This is a genomic window from Burkholderia sp. BCC1638, from assembly GCF_902833195.1.
GTDB lineage: Bacteria > Pseudomonadota > Gammaproteobacteria > Burkholderiales > Burkholderiaceae > Burkholderia > Burkholderia diffusa.
In genome coordinates, this window is the sequence record NZ_CADFEC010000027.1 from 1 (window position 1) to 17,900 (window position 17,900).

Below are 17,900 nucleotides of genomic sequence, written 5' to 3' on the forward strand. Positions count from 1 at the left end.
CGTCAGCAATCGCGACCACGGCACGAGCTTCTCCATCTCTTCCAGGAAACGCTGGCGCCGAGTCATGCGCTTCTTGCCCGTGCTTTCCGCTTCCGCAAAGCTCATTTGCCGTTTCATCGTCGTGGACCCGTTCCGTGAACTATCTTCTACAACGTCCTCGGCTGCGTCAGCGATGACCACAGAGCCGGATAAATCAGTGTTTCCCTAGCACGGCCATTGCAGAGTAAGACTATATTGAACTCGCTCCCACATTCGGACATCCGCTCCACCCGGTCGCGCACCCGGACAATCAACTTACGCGAAGGGCTTCGCATAAGATCGAGCACGCGTTGGTTAATGCGAACGGAGAATGGCTGTTGCACTAGTGAAAGCGCCCCCTTGGCTAGTCCTTGGTCGAACGGCGACAATGGGTCGATCTGCGCCGGTCGCGCGTTGCAGGGCGGCGGCCGGCCGCGATCGGCCAACTTTCGGACGTTCGACGCCGAGGCTAAGATGGTCGACGATCACGCTCATCGTCGAGTGCGTTCACGAACTGGAATGCCTTGATTTGAGTGCTTGTATCGATACAACTTACACAGACCGAGTCCCTCCGCTTGGCAGATACGGTATGCAATTTCGCGCGACTAAAACCTGTATTAACCTCATTGCCGTGTGGACCTCTTACCTCCTCGCAGCTCAATGCCCATCTGCGTCAGCTCAGACAGCTTCCGTCAGCTCTTCTGATGGAGGCCGAGACTCTGGTTCGGTTGCGGTGAAGCAGCGAGTCGACTCAGTTTGTGCGGCAAGCGCAGCAACGATTGCCAGTTTCGAGAACGTCAAAGACGCCGCTATGAAAGGTGATCCGACAGCGCAACACAACCTCGGTGTCATCTACTGGTGCGGAATTGGCGTGAAGCGCGACTTTGTCGAAGCCGCAGCTTGGTACCACAAGGCGGCCGAACAGGGCTATGGACACTCGCAGTTCAATCTGGCCGAGATGTACCTCCATGGATACGGCGTACAACGTGACGAGGTAACGGCTACGTACTGGCTCCGCAAAGCGGCCGATCAAGGTCAGGCCATGGCCCAGTCAGAACTAGGCAATCTGTACTTCCTCGGAATCGGTGTGCACGAAGACGATGCTCAGGCGGCGACATGGCTTCGCAAAGCGGCCATACAAGGCGATGAGAGTGCTCAAACAAAGCTGGGTTTGATGCTAAAAAATGGCTTCGGCGTTCCGCAAAATCTGATTGCGGCATATGCCTGGCTAAAGATTGCTGAAACTACGCATCCTGGATCGGTAGTCGGGCTTCTGGGCTATCGTCCGGAACTGTCCGGCGACTCACTGTCGACTGCCGAGGAAATCGCACGGAACTGGAGAGTCGGAACCTTGGTGCCGGAGGACGTAGGGCCAACGAGGCCGTAGTTGAACGCCTCCCAACGTCGTCTTTTGAAGTTGGGCAGAATTGCTCGTTTGAAGGTCCGTTATGCGGGACGCCGAATGACCCAAGCGGGTCGATTGCTGCCGAAAACCGACCTCCCCGCTGAGCACGCCGGCACGAGTCGATATGAACCCACCGACATTGCGCCAAATGAAGTACGCCTAAACCCAACCCCGCCCCCTCAAAAAATCGACCTCCCCGTATAAGTCGTCAACCACTCCAACGCCAACGTCCCCGCCAACGAGTTCCCATTCGCATCCAGCCCCGGCGCCCACACGCACACGGCCATGTCACCCGGCAGCACCGCGACGATCCCGCCGCCGACACCGCTCTTGGCAGGCAAGCCGACGCGATAAACGAAGTCGCCCGCCGCGTCGTAGGTGCCACAGGTCAACATCAGCGCCGACAACCGCTTCGCCGAGCTCGCATCGACGACCCGCTCGCCGGTGACGGGCGCGATGCCGCCGTTCGCGAGAAACAGCGCCGCTTGCGCAAGCTCGATGCAGTTCATCGTGATCGCACACTGGCGGCAATACGCGTCCACCACCGTGTCGGGCGGCATCTGCATGTTCCCGAAGCTCGCCATGAAATGCGCCATCGCGCGGTTGCGTTCCGCATGTTCCAGTTCCGACAGCGCGACGCGCGAATCGTAGTCGACGTCGCCAACACCGATCAGCCGCCGCACGAATTCGACGAGCGCCGTCTCGGCCTTGACGAAGCGGCGGCACAGCACGTCGGTGACGACCAGCGCGCCGGCGTTGATGAACGGGTTGCGCGGCTTGCCGCGCTCGCTTTCGAGCTGAACGAGCGAATTGAACGCGGTGCCGGACGGCTCGCGGCCGACCCGTTCCCACAGCGCATCGCCCAGCAGCTGGAATGCAAGCGTGCACGCGAACAGCTTCGAGATGCTCTGGATCGAGAAGCGCTCCTGCGCGTCGCCGACGGTGTAAACGTTTCCGTCCAGCGTCACGACGGCCATCCCGAACTTGTCGGCGGGCACTTTCGCGAGCTCGGGAATGTAGTCGGCAACGCGTCCCTGGCCGATCCAGGGGGCGAGTTCGGCATGGATGCGTTCGAGGATCGGCTGATAGTTCATCGCGTACGAGGCAGGGCGGGCGCGGAGCCCGGTTTTCAAAGAGCCCGTATGGAACCGTTTCGGCGCCGATTCGTCAAGCGTGGCAGCCATCGCGCCCTTATTCTCCAGATCTTCAAACGGGCAATCGGCGGGCGCAGTATCATGCGGTACGTTTCGGCCGATGGCCGGCAGCCGGCGCAAGCCCGCCGCCGCCACGGTCTCCCCGTATGATCCGACCGTTGCCCATGTCTTTTCGCATCCTGCTCGTCGAAGACGACACCCGCCTGTCCACGCTGATCGCCGGCTACCTGCGCAAGAACGACTACGAAGTCGACACTGTGCTGCACGGTGACGCCGCCGTGCCGGCGATCCTGTCCACGCGCCCGGATCTCGTCATTCTCGACGTGAACCTGCCGGGCAAGGACGGCTTCGAGATCTGCCGCGAGGCGCGCAAGCAGTACGACGGCGTGATCATCATGGTGACGGCGCGCGACGAGCCGTTCGACGAGCTGCTCGGCCTCGAATTCGGCGCCGACGACTACGTGCACAAGCCGGTCGAGCCGCGCATCCTGCTCGCGCGGATCAAGGCGCAGCTGCGCCGCGTCCCCGCGCGCGCGGCCGAGGGTGCCGCGCCGCAGCCGGAGCGCTACACGTTCGGCCAGTTCTCGATCGACCGCACCGACCGTTCGGTCGTGCTGCCGGGCGGCAGCTCACCCGACCTCACGTCGGCCGAGTTCGACCTGCTGTGGGTGCTGGTGTGCCACGCGGGAGAAGTCGTCAGCCGCGACGACCTGATGCTGCAGCTGCGCGGCGTCGAGTTCGACGGTCTCGACCGCACGATCGACGGGCGCATCTCGAAGCTGCGCCGCAAGCTGCACGACGACGCGGGCAACCCGCAGCGGATCAAGACGATCCGCAGCAAGGGTTACCAGTTCAGCAAGCATGCGTGGGAATGACGCCGGCCCGGCACGACGCCGTCGGCCGCGGCATCCCCGCATCGCACGATAGCCGGAAGCCGCGATGATCCGACGCACCCCTTCGCACCCCGACGCAGCGCCGCTTTCGGCGCCGCGCTATGTCAAATGGCGCTGGCTGCATTTCCGCCGCGCGTGGACCGACACGCGCGCCGACCGCATTCCGAGCTGGTCGCGCCTGTACGTGCGGACTTACCTGCATCTGCTCGGCCTCGTGCTGCTGACCGCGCTCGTGCCGGCGCTCGCGTTGTGCGTGGTGCTGTCGCCGGAAGTCGTGTGGCACGCGTTCGACGCGCTGCCGGGCGATATCTGGATCGTGCTCGCCTTCGTGTTCGCCGCGCCCGCGCTCGCCGCGTATCGGTGGATGCGGCCGGTCTGGTCGGATCTGGTGATGGTGCGCGAGCGCGCGATCGACTTCACCGGCGGGCGCTTCAACACGCGCGCGCGGGAGTCGCACAGTGTGATCATCGGCCCGCTCGCGCGCACGCTGAACGCGCTCGCGATGCGCATGGAACGGCTGATCGCCGCGCAGCGCGACCTGACGAACGGGATCTCGCACGAGCTGCGCACGCCGCTCGCGCGCGTGCGTTTCGCGCTCGAGATGCTGCGCGAGCCGGGCTCCGCCGCCGAATACAACGGTGCGCTGGAGAGCATCGCGCAGGACGTGACCGAGCTCGAGGAGCTGATCGACATGAGCCTCACGTATGCGCGGCTCGAATACAGCTCGCTGCAGTCGAACCTCGAACTGACCGCGCCGGTCGCGTGGTTCGAGCACCAGATCAGCGACGCGCAGCTGCTGTATCCGGAGCGCGCGATCGAGTCGCGCATCGCGATCGCGTCGGACCTGCGCGTGAAGATGGACCGGCGGCTGATGTCGTACGCGATGCGCAACCTGCTGCGCAACGCGAGCAAATATGCGGCGTCGCGGATCGTCGTCGGGATCGCGATCGAGCACGGCAACATCGCGATCTTCGTCGAGGACGACGGCCCGGGCGTGCCGGAGAGCGAGCGCGAGCGGATCTTCGACGCGTTCGTGCGCCTCGACCGCCGCACGGGCGGCTACGGGCTCGGCCTCGCAATCACGCGGCAGGTGCTCCACGCGCACAACGGCCGGATCGCGGTCGTCGATCCGGTCGAACTCGGCGGCGCGCGCTTCGAGATCAGCTGGCCGATCTGAGCGCCGTCAGTACGTGCGGCCGAGCTGCAGGTAGATGTTGCGCCGGCCGCCCGGCGCGAGCGCGACACCCATGTACAGCGGACCGAATGCGGTCGACAGGCTCGTGAAGAACGTGTAGCTCTGCTTGAGCGTGCCGCCGCCGACGTTCACGCCGCTCGACCACACGTTGCCGACTTCCGCGCTGGCGCCAACCGACAGCGCCTTGATCGGGGACGCGTTGAAGGTCATCAACTGGTTCATGTAGGTCACGTTGCCGTATGCGAGTTCGTTGCCAGTCAGCTGGTCGGCCGCATACGCGGCCAGATGCTGGAATCCGCCGAGCGTGAAGTTGAACGCGTTGATCAGGTTGGTGCCGCCGATGCTCTTGCCGCCCTCGATCGTCGCGCTGACGCTGTGCCGGCCGAACTGCTGCGCGATCATTGCCTTGCCGTAGAGCTCGGTATAGGGCGTGTTGGACGCATCGGCGAGGTCCTGGGCGGACTGGGTGTTGTGCGACCACAGCGACCGTTCGACACGGAATTCGCCGTAGTAGCCGCGCCGCGGGAACATCGGATCGTCGAGCTGATCGATGACGAGCCGCGCACGCGCAGTCAGCGCCTGTGACGTGAAGCTCGGCCAAATCAGCGTCGAGCTGCCGTCGTCGAACGGGAATGGCAGGTTGTAGTTCGGCGAGCCATGCCCGGTCGCGTAGCCGATACCCATCCGGAAGTCGCCGAGCCGTGCGATCGGCAGGCCGAAGTCGAGCCCGGTGCGCGCCGTCTGCATCAAGTATTGATTCAGCTTCACCTCGCCGCTGTTGTCGTACAGGTTCACATAGCGGCGCTGGTATTCCGCATAGGGCGAAATGTAGAAGCCGTACGCGGCCGGCAGCGGCTGGCGCAATTCGACGCGCGCCGACTGCAGATCGCTGCCGATCGTCGTGTCCGCGCGGAACTCGAGGCCCGATTCGGTGAGCCACGGCCGCCGGTAGCCGACGTGCAGGCGGAAGCCGCCCTCGTCGGTCGAGCTGCTCGACATCCCGACGCCGAACAGCAGGAAATTCGGCCCCCAGTATTTCTCCCGCGCATCGATCTCGAGCACGTTCTCGTCGCCGTGGCTCACGATCTGCTGCGTCACGCTCTCGAAATTGCCGCCGGTCGTCAGCCCGAGCAGGTCCTGGCTGACGGTCGCGGGATCGTAGGTGTCGCCCGGTTTCACATGCAGCGCGTCGCTGACGACACGCTTCGGCACGCCGCCGGTCGTCTTGATCTCGATCCGCGTGATGCGGATCGGCGGCGGCAGCGGCTGCGCATGCGCGGACCGGTAGGCCGCGTATTGTTCGGGCGTGAGCGCGAAGTGCCTGAGCCGCGGCAGCGCCGCGGTCGCGGCGGCCGCGCCGGCGGCGATCGCCTGCTTCGCGTTCTGGAAATCGGTGAACGCGAGCGCGCCGAGGTCGGGCGTGAGCAGCACGTCCTGCGCGGCAAGCTGCTTGCGCTGCGACGTCACGTTCTGGCGGATCAGGATGCCGACCATCTGCTGCATCACGTCGGCCGGCGACGCGAGCGCGTCGAGCGGGCGCAGCGGCGAGCCGATGTCGACGGCGATCACGACCTTCGCCCCCATCTGGCGCGCGGTGTCGACCGGCAGGTTGCTGACGAGCCCGCCGTCGACGAGCGCGCGGCCGTTGATCTCGGCCGGCGCGAACAGGCCGGGCATCGCCATGCTCGCGCGGATCGCGAGCGGCAGCGAGCCGTGGTCCAGCACGACCATCTGGCCCGTCTGCAGGTCGGTCGCGACCGCGCGATACGGGATCGGCAACTGGTCGAACGGCTGGTTGGTCGGCACGGCGGCGGTCCAGTTCGCGAGCAGCGCCTGCAGCCGGTTGCCCTGCACGAGGCCGACCGGCGCCTTCACGCCTTTCTTGCCGAAGCCGAGCGTCAGGCTGTTGATGTACAGTCGCTCGTCCTCGCGGCTGCTTTGCGGCAGGTCCGCGCGGTCGGTCACGTCGAACGCGATGTCGGCGAGGTTCACCTCCGACAGCTGCTTCTGCATCTCGTCGGCGGCCATCCCGCTCGCATACAGGCCGCCGACCACGGCGCCCATGCTGGTGCCGGCGATGCAGTCGATCGGAATGCGGTTCTCCTCGAGCACCTTCAGCACGCCCAGGTGCGCGTATCCGCGGGCGCCGCCGCCGGACAGCACGAGGCCGATCGCCGGCCGGCCGGCCGGGCCGCCGTCGGCGTTGCAGGTCGGCGCGGGCTTGGCGGCGGGGGCGGCGGCCGTCGCGGCGAGCGCGCCCGGTGCGGCGGCAGTGGCCGCCGTCACGGGGCCGGCGGGGGTGTCGGCGGCCGGCAAGGGCTGCGCGGCAACGGTGCAGCACCAGAGCGCAACGAGCGTTGCGCCGAGTGGGCGCACCCCGAGCCAGCGGGGAAAAGCGGTCGCTGTCATGGAGGAATACCTGGCGTGATCGGTCGTCGGACGCCTGCCGGGAGCAGGCAAGACCGAGAGATTACCGTGTTTTACAAGCGCGACGCGAGAGGCCGATGCGTAGCCGCGGGCCTGCCGAAACGCACATTCGGCAATCTCGTCGCGAAAAAATCATGGGAATTGTCTAAAGTACCGGAACGATTTGCCGCTAAGCCCATGATGGGGCGGTAAAAGCGCGCCGCGGTGACGCGGCCTGGCCGTTTCGGCCGGTTTGTTCAAAAAAAGGCTTGATATGTCGACACCGCTGTTCGGAAAGTTGTTTGCGCAACCCGTTGCGATCGACCCTGGAACGGCGAGTACGCGGATTTATACGCACGAGCGCGGCGTGGTGCTGAACCAGCCGTCGGTCGTCTGTTTTCGCAAGGGCGGCGCGACCGACGCGCGACCGACGCTCGAAGCGGTCGGCGAGCTCGCGAAGGCGCTGCTCGGCCGTGAGCCGGGGCATCTGGAGGCCGTGCGGCCCATGCGGCATGGCGTGATCGCCGATGCGCACGCCGCCGAGCAGATGATCCGCCGTTTCATCGACATGTCGCGCACGCGTTCGCGTTTCGGCCGCCGCGTCGAGGTCACGCTGTGCGTGCCGTCGGATGCGACGGCGGTCGAGCGCCGCGCGATCCGCGAGGCCGCGTTCGCCGCCGGTGTATCGGACGTCGAACTGATCGAGGAAGCGCTTGCCGCCGGGCTCGGCGCGGGCCTGCCGGTCACCGAGCCGGTCGGCTCGATGGTGATCGATATCGGCGGCGGGACGACCGAAGTCGCGGTGATCGCGCTCGGCGGCATCGTCTACCGCGAGGCGATCCGCGTGGGCGGCAACCAGTTCGACGCGGCGATCGTCAACCACGTGCGCAACTTGTACGGCGTGCTGCTCGGCGAGCAGACCGCCGAGCGCGTGAAGAATTCGATCGGCTCGGCCACCAGCGCGGTGCCGCGCACGTCGACGCGCGCGATCGGGCGCGGCGTCGCGGACGGCCTGCCGCGCTCGATCGAGCTGTCCAACCACGACGTGGCGGACGCGCTGGCCGCACCGCTCAAGCAGGTGATCGGCGCGGTGAAGTCGGTGCTGGAAAATGCGCCGGCCGAACTCCTGACCGACATCGCGCATCGCGGCGTGGTGCTCACGGGCGGCGGCGCGCTGCTCGCGGGCCTCGAACGCCTGCTGCGCGACGAGACCGGGCTGACCGCGCGGATCGCCGACGAGCCGGCCACCTGCGCGGTGCGCGGCGCGGGGGAGGCGATGGGGCGGCTCGCGACGTGTCCGGTGGATTGACGCCGGCCGGGCCGGCGCATTGGCGTTCCTCGCCCGTCTTTCGAACCCCGAATCTCCAGCATGCCGAACGTCGTCCGGATTCTCCGGACGCGCTCGGCAGGTCGTGTCGACCGCGTTACCTGGACAGGCGCGAGCGCGCCGTGGCAGCATGCCGGGCCGTGTGCCGTGCAAACCGGCGGCACGCTTCCCCAGGAGTCCGACAGCTTTGAACCAGCGTTTCAAGAAGGGCCGTGCGGCCCGAATCGGCCGCGTGCTGGCCGCATTCGCGTGTTTGTGGATCGTCGCGGCCGTCGTGCTCGTCGGAACCGGGATGCGGATGCCGAGCGCGCCGGCCGACGTCGCGGTGATCTTCGGCAATGCGCTCGACGACGGTGGCGCGCCGAAACCGGTGCTCGCGGCGCGGCTCGATGTCGGCGTGCGCTGCTATCGCACCGGGCAGTGTCCGGCGTTCCTCGTCAGCGGCGCGATCGACGGCCCCGGGCTGAACGAGGCGACCGCGATGCGCGACTATCTGGTCGCGCGCGGCGTGCCGGCCGACCGGATCGCCGTCGACGACCAGGGCGACAACACGCTCGCGACCGCGCAGCACGCGCGCGCGTACATGCAGGCGCACCGGATGTCGCGCGTGCTGATCGTCAGCCAGTATTACCACCTCGCGCGGGCGCGCCTCGCGTTCGAGCGGGTCGGCATCGCGCCCGCGAACATCTTCGCCGCGTATCCGCGCCGCTTCCAGTGGCGCGATATCTATTCGAGCTGGCGGGAAGTGCCCGCATACGCGATCTACGCGCTGCGCCTGTGGCTCGATCCCGATGCGCGACCCATGTCGTTCCGGCCGATGCTCTATCTGATGAGCCTGTTTTCGTAACACCGCGTGCCGGCCGGGAATCGATTGATTTCACGGCTTTCATTTTCGTTTCAAGGCGGCGATTTCATGTGCGCCTGATTCGAACGTGCTTGGCGGGACGTTGAAAATCCGTGCTTTCAATTAGCAAATGAAATGGATCCGGATAATGTGTGCCGGCTGCCGCCGTCGTCATTCATATCGCACCGCGAAAATCCAGCCGGCGATTCAGTGCGAAATATCGGTGTTTTCACGGATTCCGCGGCGTCGGTAGCTTGGCCCCGGATTTTGCCGGAATGACCGGGAAGCCTACGTAAGCCGGTCGCTCCACGCATTTCCTCAAGTAAAAAATACGCATTCGATTGACCTCGATCAGATAACCAAACGTCGACTGGAAAACCACGTTTTTTTGATATAGCCTAGTCTGACAAAAGCAGGCGGAAATCAAATCAACCAGAAAGTCGCTGCATAAAAAAACGAGGGGTCGCGATCATGGCATCCGGTTAGTTTTGCGTTCGCAAACGAGAATCGATTAACCAGCAGTTCATCCACGAATAAACCGACGTCGTTCCGCGACCGCCGGAGGGCACGCTTGCGTCCCGGATTTTCCGCTGTCGCCGGTCCGATCAGCATCCATGCCGATGATGAGGGGAAGCATGAACATTGCGCATTCGAAGAAGAGCGGGGAGCCGTTTCCGAGATTCCTGTTGCCGACGGGGGTTTTCCTGGCATTGTCCGGCGCGGGCATCGTTCCCGCGTACGCGACCTGCAGCACGGCGGGCACCACGGTAACCTGCTCGGGCGTCGCGAATCCGCTGGCGCCGAGCTATGCGAACAGCGCGAACAACCTGAACGTCACCGTCAATCCCGGCGCGAGCGTCGGCGTGCTGCTGGGCGTCGGCGGCACCGCGATGTCGCTGACCGGGAACAACAACACGCTGACCAACAACGGCTTGATCGACCCGTCCGCGCTCGGCTCGGGGCTCGGCGTGCTGTCGAGCGGGGCGGTGGTCGGCAATGCGTCGGCGAGCAACACCACCGTCACCAACAACGGCACGATGAACGGCTCGACCGGGGTAGCGATCAGCGGCGTGACCGGCATGGCGCTGTCGGTCCAGAACGGCACCGGCGGCACGTCGACCATCAATAACACCGGCACGATCGGCTCGAACCCGCTGGTCGGCGCGACGCTGTCCGGCGCGGATGCACCCGTGGTCGCCGCGTACGGCGGCGGCACGGTCAACATGACGAACAGCGGGACGATCAACGGCCGCGTGTCGCTCGGCACCAACGGTACGCCCGGGCAGGGCAACACGTTCACGAACTCGGGCACGATCAACGGCGGCGTGTCGATGGGCGCGAACAGCAACAACACGTTCAACGCGGTGACGGGCTCGTCGGTCAACGCGGCGGGCGGCACCGGCGGCGCGTTCAACATCACGATCGGGCCGAACACGATCAACGTGGCGGCGACGGGGATCGTCGACGGCGGCGCGGGCGGCAACAACACGCTGAACCTGCAGCAGGGCACCTCCGCGAACGGCACGATCGCGGTCAACAATTACATCAACTTCAATCATCTCGACGTCACGAGCGGCAACTGGACGATCAACGGCCCGTCGACCGCGCAGGACGCGACGCTCGCGGGCGGCGTCGCGATCATCAACGACAACGCGTCGCTCGGCACGGGCACGATTACGGCCAACGGCGGTGCGTTGCAGGCGGGCACGGCGGGGCTCAACGTGTCGAACAACGTGGCGCTCGGCACCGCGCTGACGGTGCAGGGCGCGACGGGGCTCACGCTGTCGGGCACGGTATCGGGCAGCGGCGCGCTGACGAAGAACGACGGCGGCACGCTGACGCTGTCGGGCGCCAACACCTATGCGGGCGGCACGAACCTGAACGGCGGCGGCCTCGTGGCCGGCAACAACCTGGCGCTCGGCACGGGCGCGCTGAACGTCAATGCGGCGGCGTCGCTCGACACGAGCGCGAGCGTCACGCTCAACAATGCGGTCAATCTCAACAACAGCGCGACGCTGACGCTCGGCGGCAGCAACGACCTCGGGCTGTCCGGCACGATCAGCGGAAACGGCGGCCTGGTGAAGAACGGCGCGGCGACGCTGTCACTGAGCGGCGTGAACACCTACACGGGCGACACGACGATCGTCAGCGGCACGCTCGCGCTGAGCGGTGCGGGCAGCCTCGCGGCGACCGGCACGGTGAACCTGACCGGCGCGGGCGCGACATTCGACCTGGGCGGCGCGTCGGGCGCGCGGACGATCGGCGCGCTGTCCGGCGCGGCCGGCACGAACGTGACCCTCGGCGCCAACACGCTGACGCTGAATGGCACCGTCAACGCAACCTACGCGGGCACGATCGGCGGTGCGGGCAGCGTGACGCTGTCCGGCCCCGGCACGCAATCGCTGACCGGCACGAACACGTATACGGGCGGCACGAACCTGAACGGCGGCAACCTCGTCGTCGGCAGCAACGCGGCGCTGGGTTTCGGCGCGGTGAACGTCAACGGCTCGTCGACGCTCGATGCGACCACCAACGTGTCGCTCGCGAACGGCATCAACGTCGCCACCGGCACGACGCTGACCGTGGTCGGCAGCACCGATCTCGGGCTCGGCGGCACGATCTCCGGCGGCGGTGGGCTCGTGAAGAACGGCGCGGCGACGCTGACGCTGAACGGCGCGAACAACTACACGGGCGGCACGACGCTGAACGCGGGTGTCCTCGCGCTCGGCAATGCCGCGGCCCTCGGTACCGGCACGCTGACCGTCGGCGGCGCGGCGACGCTCGATGCGACCACGAACCTGGCGATCGGCAACGCGATCGATCTCGGCGCGAGCACGGCGCTCACGCTGGGCGGCAGCAATGCACTCGGGCTGGGCGGCGGGATTTCCGGCACGGGCGCGCTGGTGAAGAACGGCGCGGCGACCGTGACGCTGACCGGCGCGAACACGTATACGGGCGGCACGACGATCAACGCAGGCACGCTGGCGATCGGCGCGGGCGGCAGCCTGGCGGGGACCGGCGCGATGAATCTGGCGAACGCGGGCGCGACGCTCGACCTGAGCGGTGCGACCGCGGGCACGCAGTCGATCGGCGCGCTGGACGGCGTGGCCGGCAGCAACGTGAATCTCGGCGCCAACACGCTGACGCTGGGCGGGACGACCGGCGGCACGTTCAACGGGGCGATCGGCGGGACCGGCAGCCTGACGCTGGCCGGCACCGGCACGCAGACGCTGAACGGCGCGAGCACCTATTCGGGCGGCACGAACCTCAATAGCGGCGGCCTGGTGCTCGGCAACGCCGCGGCACTCGGCACCGGCGCGCTGAACGTCGGCGGCGCGGCGACGCTCGATACGAACGCGAGCCTGTCGATCACCAACGCAGTCGATCTCGGCACGGGCGCGACGCTGACGCTCGGCGGCAGCAACGCGCTCGGATTGAGCGGCGCGATCTCCGGCGCGGGCGCGCTCGTGAAGGACGGCGCGGCGACCACGACGCTGACGGGCGCGAACACGTACACCGGCGGCACGACGATCAATGCGGGCACGCTGGCGATCGGTGCGGGCGGCAGCCTGGCCGCGACCGGCGCGATGAATCTCGCGAACGCGGGCGCGACGCTCGACCTGAGCGGTGCGACGGGTGCGCAAACGCTCGGCGCGCTGTCGGGCGTGGCCGGCAGCAACGTGAATATCGGCGCCAACGCGCTGACGCTGGGCGGGACGGGCAGCGGCACGTTCAACGGGGCGATCGGCGGCACCGGCAGCCTGACGCTGGCCGGCACCGGCACGCAGACGCTGAACGGCGCGAGCACTTATTCGGGCGGCACGAACCTCAATAGCGGCGGCCTGGTGCTCGGCAACGCCGCGGCGCTCGGTACCGGCGCGCTGAACGTCGGCGGCGCGGCGACGCTCGATACGAACACGAACCTGTCGATGACGAATGCGGTTGCTCTCGGCACGGGCGCGACGCTGACGCTCGGCGGCAGCAATACGCTCGGATTGAGCGGCGCGATCTCCGGCACGGGCGCGCTCGTGAAGGACGGCGCGGCGACCACGACGCTGACGGGCGCGAACACGTACACCGGCGGCACGACGATCAACGCGGGCACGCTGGCGGTCGGCGCGGGCGGCAGCCTGGCGGCGACCGGCACGATGAACCTCGCCGGCACCGGCGCGACGCTCGACCTGAGCAGCGCGTCGGGCGCGCAAACGCTCGGCGCGCTGTCGGGCGTGGCCGGCAGCAACGTGAGCCTCGGCGGCAACGCGCTGACGCTGGGCGGAACCGCCAGCGGCGTGTTCGGCGGGGTGATCGGCGGGACCGGCGGGCTGACGGTCGCGGGCACCGGCATCCAGACGCTGACGGGCGCGAACACGTACACGGGCGGCACGACGATCGCGGCGGGCGGCACGCTGCAGCTCGGCAACGGCGGCACGTCGGGCAGCGTGGTCGGCAATGTCGTCGACAACGGCGCGCTGATCTTCAACCAGTCCGCCCACGTGACGCTCGCGAGCGTGCTGTCCGGCACCGGCTCGCTGACCCAGGCCGGCAGCGGACAACTGACGCTGACGGGCCTCAGTACGCTGAGCGGTCCCACCACCGTCGCCGCGGGCACGCTCGCCGTCGACGGTTCGCTCGGCCAGTCGACCGTGACCGTGCAGAGCGGCGCGACGCTGACGGGCACCGGCACGGTCGGCGGCATCGTCGTGCAGAGCGGCGCGTTCGCGGCCGTGTCGCAGCCGGGCGCGGCGCTGAACGTCGCCGGCAACGTCACGTTCCAGCCGGGCTCGACGCTGCAGGTCGCGGTCACGCCGCAGCAGGGCGGCAGCATCGCGGCGAGCGGCGCGGCCACGCTGAACGGCGGCACCGTGCAGGTGCTCGCGAACCAGGCCAGCTACCAGCCGACCACGAAGTACACGATCCTCACCGCATCGTCGGGCGTGCAGGGCACGTTCAGCCAGGTGAATTCGAACTACGCGTTCCTGATGCCGACGCTCAGCTACGATCCGGACCACGTGTACCTGCAGCTCGTCACGAACGGCACGTCGCTGCCCGATGTCGCGACGACGCCGAACCAGCGCGCGGTCGCGACCGCGATCGGTGCGCTCGGCACGGGCAATCCGCTGTACGACACGATACTGACGACCGACGCGGCCACCGCGCGCCGCGCCTACGGGATGCTCGACGGCGAACTGCAAGCGAGCCTGAAGAGCATGCTGCTGCTCGACAGCCGCTACGTGCGCGATGCCGTCACCGATCGCGTGCGCCAGGGCCTCGCGCCCGGATCGGGGCCGCTCGCTGCGCTGTCGTCGGGCGGCGCCGCGCTGTGCGGCGACAACACGGCCGGTGTCGCCGACCCGACGTTGCCGCCGGAACGCCGGATCGGTTCGCGCGAAGGATGCTATGGCGGCACGCCGTATCAGCCGGTGGTCTGGGGGCAGGCGTTCGGCGGCCGCAGCAGGCTCGCGGGCGACGGCAACACGTCGGCGATCAACCGCAGCATGACGGGCTTCATCGCCGGTGCCGACATGGCGCTCAACGACAAGTGGCGCGCCGGCCTGGCCGCCGGCGTCACGCACAGCTCGCTCGACAACGACCAGAGTTCGTCGGCGTCGGTCAACAGCTATTACCTGTCGCTGTACGGCGGCGCGCAATACGGTGCGCTCGGCGTGCGCGGTGGCGCGTCGTACACGTGGTACCGGATCAACAGCGACCGCAATCCGGGCTTCGCGGGCTTCTCCGATCACGATTCGGCCGGCTACAACGCGAATTCCGCGCAGGTGTTCGGCGAAGTCGGCTATGCGCTGCCGGTCGGGCCGGTCGCGCTCGAACCGTTCGCGGGTCTTGCCTACGTGAACCTGCATACCGACGGCTATACGGAAAGCGGCGGCGCGGCCGCGCTGCGCGCCGGCGGCGAGACGACCCACGTCGGTTTTTCGACGCTCGGCGTGCGTGCCGCGTCGCAGCTCGGCACGATCGCGAGCGGCACGTTCACCGCGCGCGGGACGGTCGGCTGGCGGCACGCGTTCGGCAACGTGCAGCCGTCGTCGGCGTTCACGTTCGCGAACGGCGGTACGTCGTTCCAGGTGTCGGGCGTGCCGATTGCTCGCGACAGCGCGGTGCTCGAAGCGGGTATCGACGCGGCCATCACGAAGCGCCTGACGCTCGGCCTCACGTTCAGCGGCCAGTACGGCAGCGGCGTGCGTGACAACGCGGTGCTCGGCAACATCCTGTGGAAGTTCTGAGCACCGCCTGATGTGCCTGTGCGCGACCTCGTGCGGCGACGGCAACGCCGCGGGGGTCGCGTCTTTTTCGTCGCTGCGCGCACTCCCCGTTCTGGCCTATCCTGTGCGAAACACGCGACGCGCACCGCGCGTTGCGCCTCGACACAGGAGCATCGATGCCGAATCACGCCGAAGCCACCACGACGCAGGCGCCGCAAGTCGCGCCGGTTCCCCCGACCCAGGCGACGGGCGCCGCGTTCATCGCCCCCGAAGCCGATCCGCAGGCACTCGCACGCAACAACCAGTACGTATTGAAATCCGGTGACGCGTTCGTGGTCAGCGACGCGCTCGGCGACATCGGCGGCCATGACGACGGCCTGTTCGTCGACGACATGCGCGTGCTGTCGACATGGCGCCTGACCTTCGGCGGCCGCGCGCCGTCGCTGCTGTCGGGCGCGACGAGCGCGGACAACGCGTCGTTCACCGCGCACCTGACGAACCGCCCGCTGCCGCCGCTCGGCGGCCGCGAGACGCCCGAGGGCGTGATTCACATCGAACGGATGCGCGTGCTCGCGGGCGACGTGCTGTACGAAGCGCTGACGCTGACGAACTACGGCGCGAGCGAGGCCGAGGTGCCGCTGTCGCTGTCGTTCGCGGCCGATTTCAAGGACATGTTCGAAGTGCGCGGCACGCCGCGCCCGAAGCGCGGCACGGTGGTCGCGCCACGCGTCGACGCCGGGGCGGTGCGGCTGCGTTACGACGGCCTCGACAAGGTCGAGCGCAACGTGACCGTGCATTTTTCGCCGGCGCCCGACGCGCTGTCGGTCGATCGCGCCGATTACACGCTGACGATCGCCGCGCAGGCGTGCGTGTCGATCTACCTGACCGTCGACGCGACGCTCGGCCCCGCGCACGACGGGGAAGGCCCGGGATGCGGCCGCGTCGCGCTGCGCACCGCGCTCGTCGGCGTGCATCGCGAAATGCGTTCGCGGCGCGAGTCGATGGCGCGCGTGAACACCGGCAATCCGCTGTTCGACGCATGGCTCGACCGGTCGCTCGCGGATCTCGGGCTGCTCACGACGCAGCTCGACACCGGGCCGTATCCGTATGCGGGCATTCCGTGGTTCTCGACGCCGTTCGGCCGCGACGCGGTGATCACGTCGCTGCAGATGCTGTGGCTGCAGCCGTCGCTCGCGCGCGGCGTGCTGCGCTTTCTCGCGGAGCACCAGGCGCGCGAGACGTCCGCGTTCCGCGACGCGGAGCCCGGCAAGATCATGCACGAGTTCCGCCGCAGCGAGATGGCCGCGACGGGCGAGGTGCCGTTCGCGCTGTATTACGGCGGCGTCGACACGACCCCGCTGTTCATCGTGCTCGCGGGCGCGTACGTCGAACACACCGGCGACGACGCGCTGATCGACGAGCTGTGGCCCGCGCTCGAGCGCGCCGCGCAGTGGGTGATCGACAAGTGCGACCGCAATCCGTACGGGCTGCTCGATTACCAGCGCACGTCGGAGCGCGGCCTCGCAAACCAGGGCTGGAAGGACAGCCACGATTCGGTGTTCCACGCGGACGGGCGCTTCCCCGACGGCCCGATCGCGCTGGTCGAAGTGCAGGCGTATGCGTGCGCGGCGCTCGATGCGATGTCGATGTGCTCGCACCGGCGCGGCCACGCGGCCGACTCGACGCGCTACGCGTTGCGCGCGAAGGCGCTGCGCGACCAGGTCGACGCGCTGTTCTGGATGCCGGAGGGCGAGTTCTACGGGATCGCGCTCGACGGTCACGGCGACCTGTGCCGCGTGCTGGCGTCGAATGCGGGCCATCTGCTCGCGTTCGGGCTGCCCGACGCCGAGCGCGGCGCGGCGGTCGCCGGCGTGCTCGGCTCGACGCTGTTCCAGACGGGCTGGGGCATTCGCACGCTCGCGGCCGGCCAGCCGCGCTTCAATCCGATGGCCTATCACAACGGCTCGGTGTGGCCGCACGACAATGCGCTGATCGCGCGCGGGCTTGCGCGCTACGGCGACAAGACGGCCGCGGTGAACCTGCTGCGCGCGCTGTTCGAAGCCGCGGTCAGCTTCGAGATGCGGCTGCCGGAGCTGTTCTGCGGGTTCCCGCGCCGGCGCGGCGAGCCGCCGACGGCCTATCCGGTCGCGTGCCTGCCGCAGGCGTGGGCGGCCGGTGCGCCGTTCATGATGCTGCAGGCCTGTCTCGGCGTGAGCGTGGACGCGGCGCGCCACGAAGTGCGCGTCGAACGCCCGGCGCTGCCCGAAGGCGTCGACTGGCTGCGCATCGACGAACTGCGGGTCGGCGACGAAACCGTATCGCTGACGTTCCGGCGCGTCGATGGCCAGGTGGTCGCGGCGGCGGCGCAGCCGGGGCGGGTGAAGGTGGTCGCGGTGCTGTAGTCGTGCAGCGGCCTGCACGGACGTTGCGCGATGTCGCG

The 17,900-nt window shown here is 67.9% G+C and carries 9 protein-coding genes and 1 pseudogene; 7 read left to right on the forward strand and 3 right to left on the reverse strand.

What is annotated here, in order from left to right; genetic code table 11:
* Positions 1–117 (reverse strand): annotated as a pseudogene (locus HWX22_RS24850) (IS5/IS1182 family transposase); the annotation flags it as partial.
* Between the two features lie 634 nt (positions 118–751).
* On the opposite strand from HWX22_RS24850, the gene HWX22_RS24855 reads away from it, so the two are divergent.
* Positions 752–1,405, forward strand: coding sequence for a tetratricopeptide repeat protein (locus HWX22_RS24855; RefSeq protein WP_175916582.1), 654 nt, complete (start codon positions 752–754; stop codon positions 1,403–1,405).
* Between the two features lie 197 nt (positions 1,406–1,602).
* Here the strand turns inward: HWX22_RS24855 and HWX22_RS24860 are convergent, their stop codons facing one another.
* Positions 1,603–2,517, reverse strand: coding sequence for a glutaminase (locus HWX22_RS24860; protein ID WP_059692100.1), 915 nt, complete (start codon positions 2,515–2,517; stop codon positions 1,603–1,605).
* Between the two features lie 224 nt (positions 2,518–2,741).
* Here HWX22_RS24860 and HWX22_RS24865 point away from each other — a divergent pair, with 224 nt between their 5' ends.
* A complete protein-coding gene (locus tag HWX22_RS24865) occupies positions 2,742–3,452 on the forward strand; it encodes a response regulator (RefSeq protein ID WP_059526956.1) in 711 nt (236 codons plus the stop codon).
* 64 nt (positions 3,453–3,516) lie between these two features.
* Complete coding sequence (locus tag HWX22_RS24870; protein ID WP_059526953.1) at positions 3,517–4,647, forward strand: ATP-binding protein; 1,131 nt, start codon at positions 3,517–3,519, stop codon at positions 4,645–4,647.
* 6 nt (positions 4,648–4,653) lie between these two features.
* On the opposite strand, the gene HWX22_RS24875 is transcribed toward HWX22_RS24870, so the two are convergent.
* The gene (locus HWX22_RS24875) at positions 4,654–7,074 is read right to left on the reverse strand and encodes a patatin-like phospholipase family protein (protein ID WP_059692102.1); all 2,421 of its coding nucleotides are present in this window, start codon (positions 7,072–7,074) and stop codon (positions 4,654–4,656) included.
* A gap of 271 nt (positions 7,075–7,345) precedes the next feature.
* Here HWX22_RS24875 and HWX22_RS24880 point away from each other — a divergent pair, with 271 nt between their 5' ends.
* From HWX22_RS24880 to HWX22_RS24895, 4 genes are all read left to right on the forward strand, one after another.
* Complete coding sequence (locus HWX22_RS24880) at positions 7,346–8,380, forward strand: rod shape-determining protein (protein WP_059526935.1); 1,035 nt, start codon at positions 7,346–7,348, stop codon at positions 8,378–8,380.
* A 205-nt stretch (positions 8,381–8,585) separates the two neighbouring features.
* On the forward strand, positions 8,586–9,245 hold the full coding sequence (locus HWX22_RS24885) for a YdcF family protein (RefSeq protein WP_175916583.1): 660 nt from the start codon (positions 8,586–8,588) through the stop codon (positions 9,243–9,245).
* A 632-nt stretch (positions 9,246–9,877) separates the two neighbouring features.
* Positions 9,878–15,481 (forward strand): autotransporter domain-containing protein, encoded by a 5,604-nt coding sequence (locus HWX22_RS24890; RefSeq protein WP_175916584.1) that lies wholly within the window; start codon positions 9,878–9,880, stop codon positions 15,479–15,481.
* Between the two features lie 155 nt (positions 15,482–15,636).
* Complete coding sequence (locus tag HWX22_RS24895; protein ID WP_059692193.1) at positions 15,637–17,862, forward strand: amylo-alpha-1,6-glucosidase; 2,226 nt, start codon at positions 15,637–15,639, stop codon at positions 17,860–17,862.
* Positions 17,863–17,900: the final 38 nt, after the last annotated feature.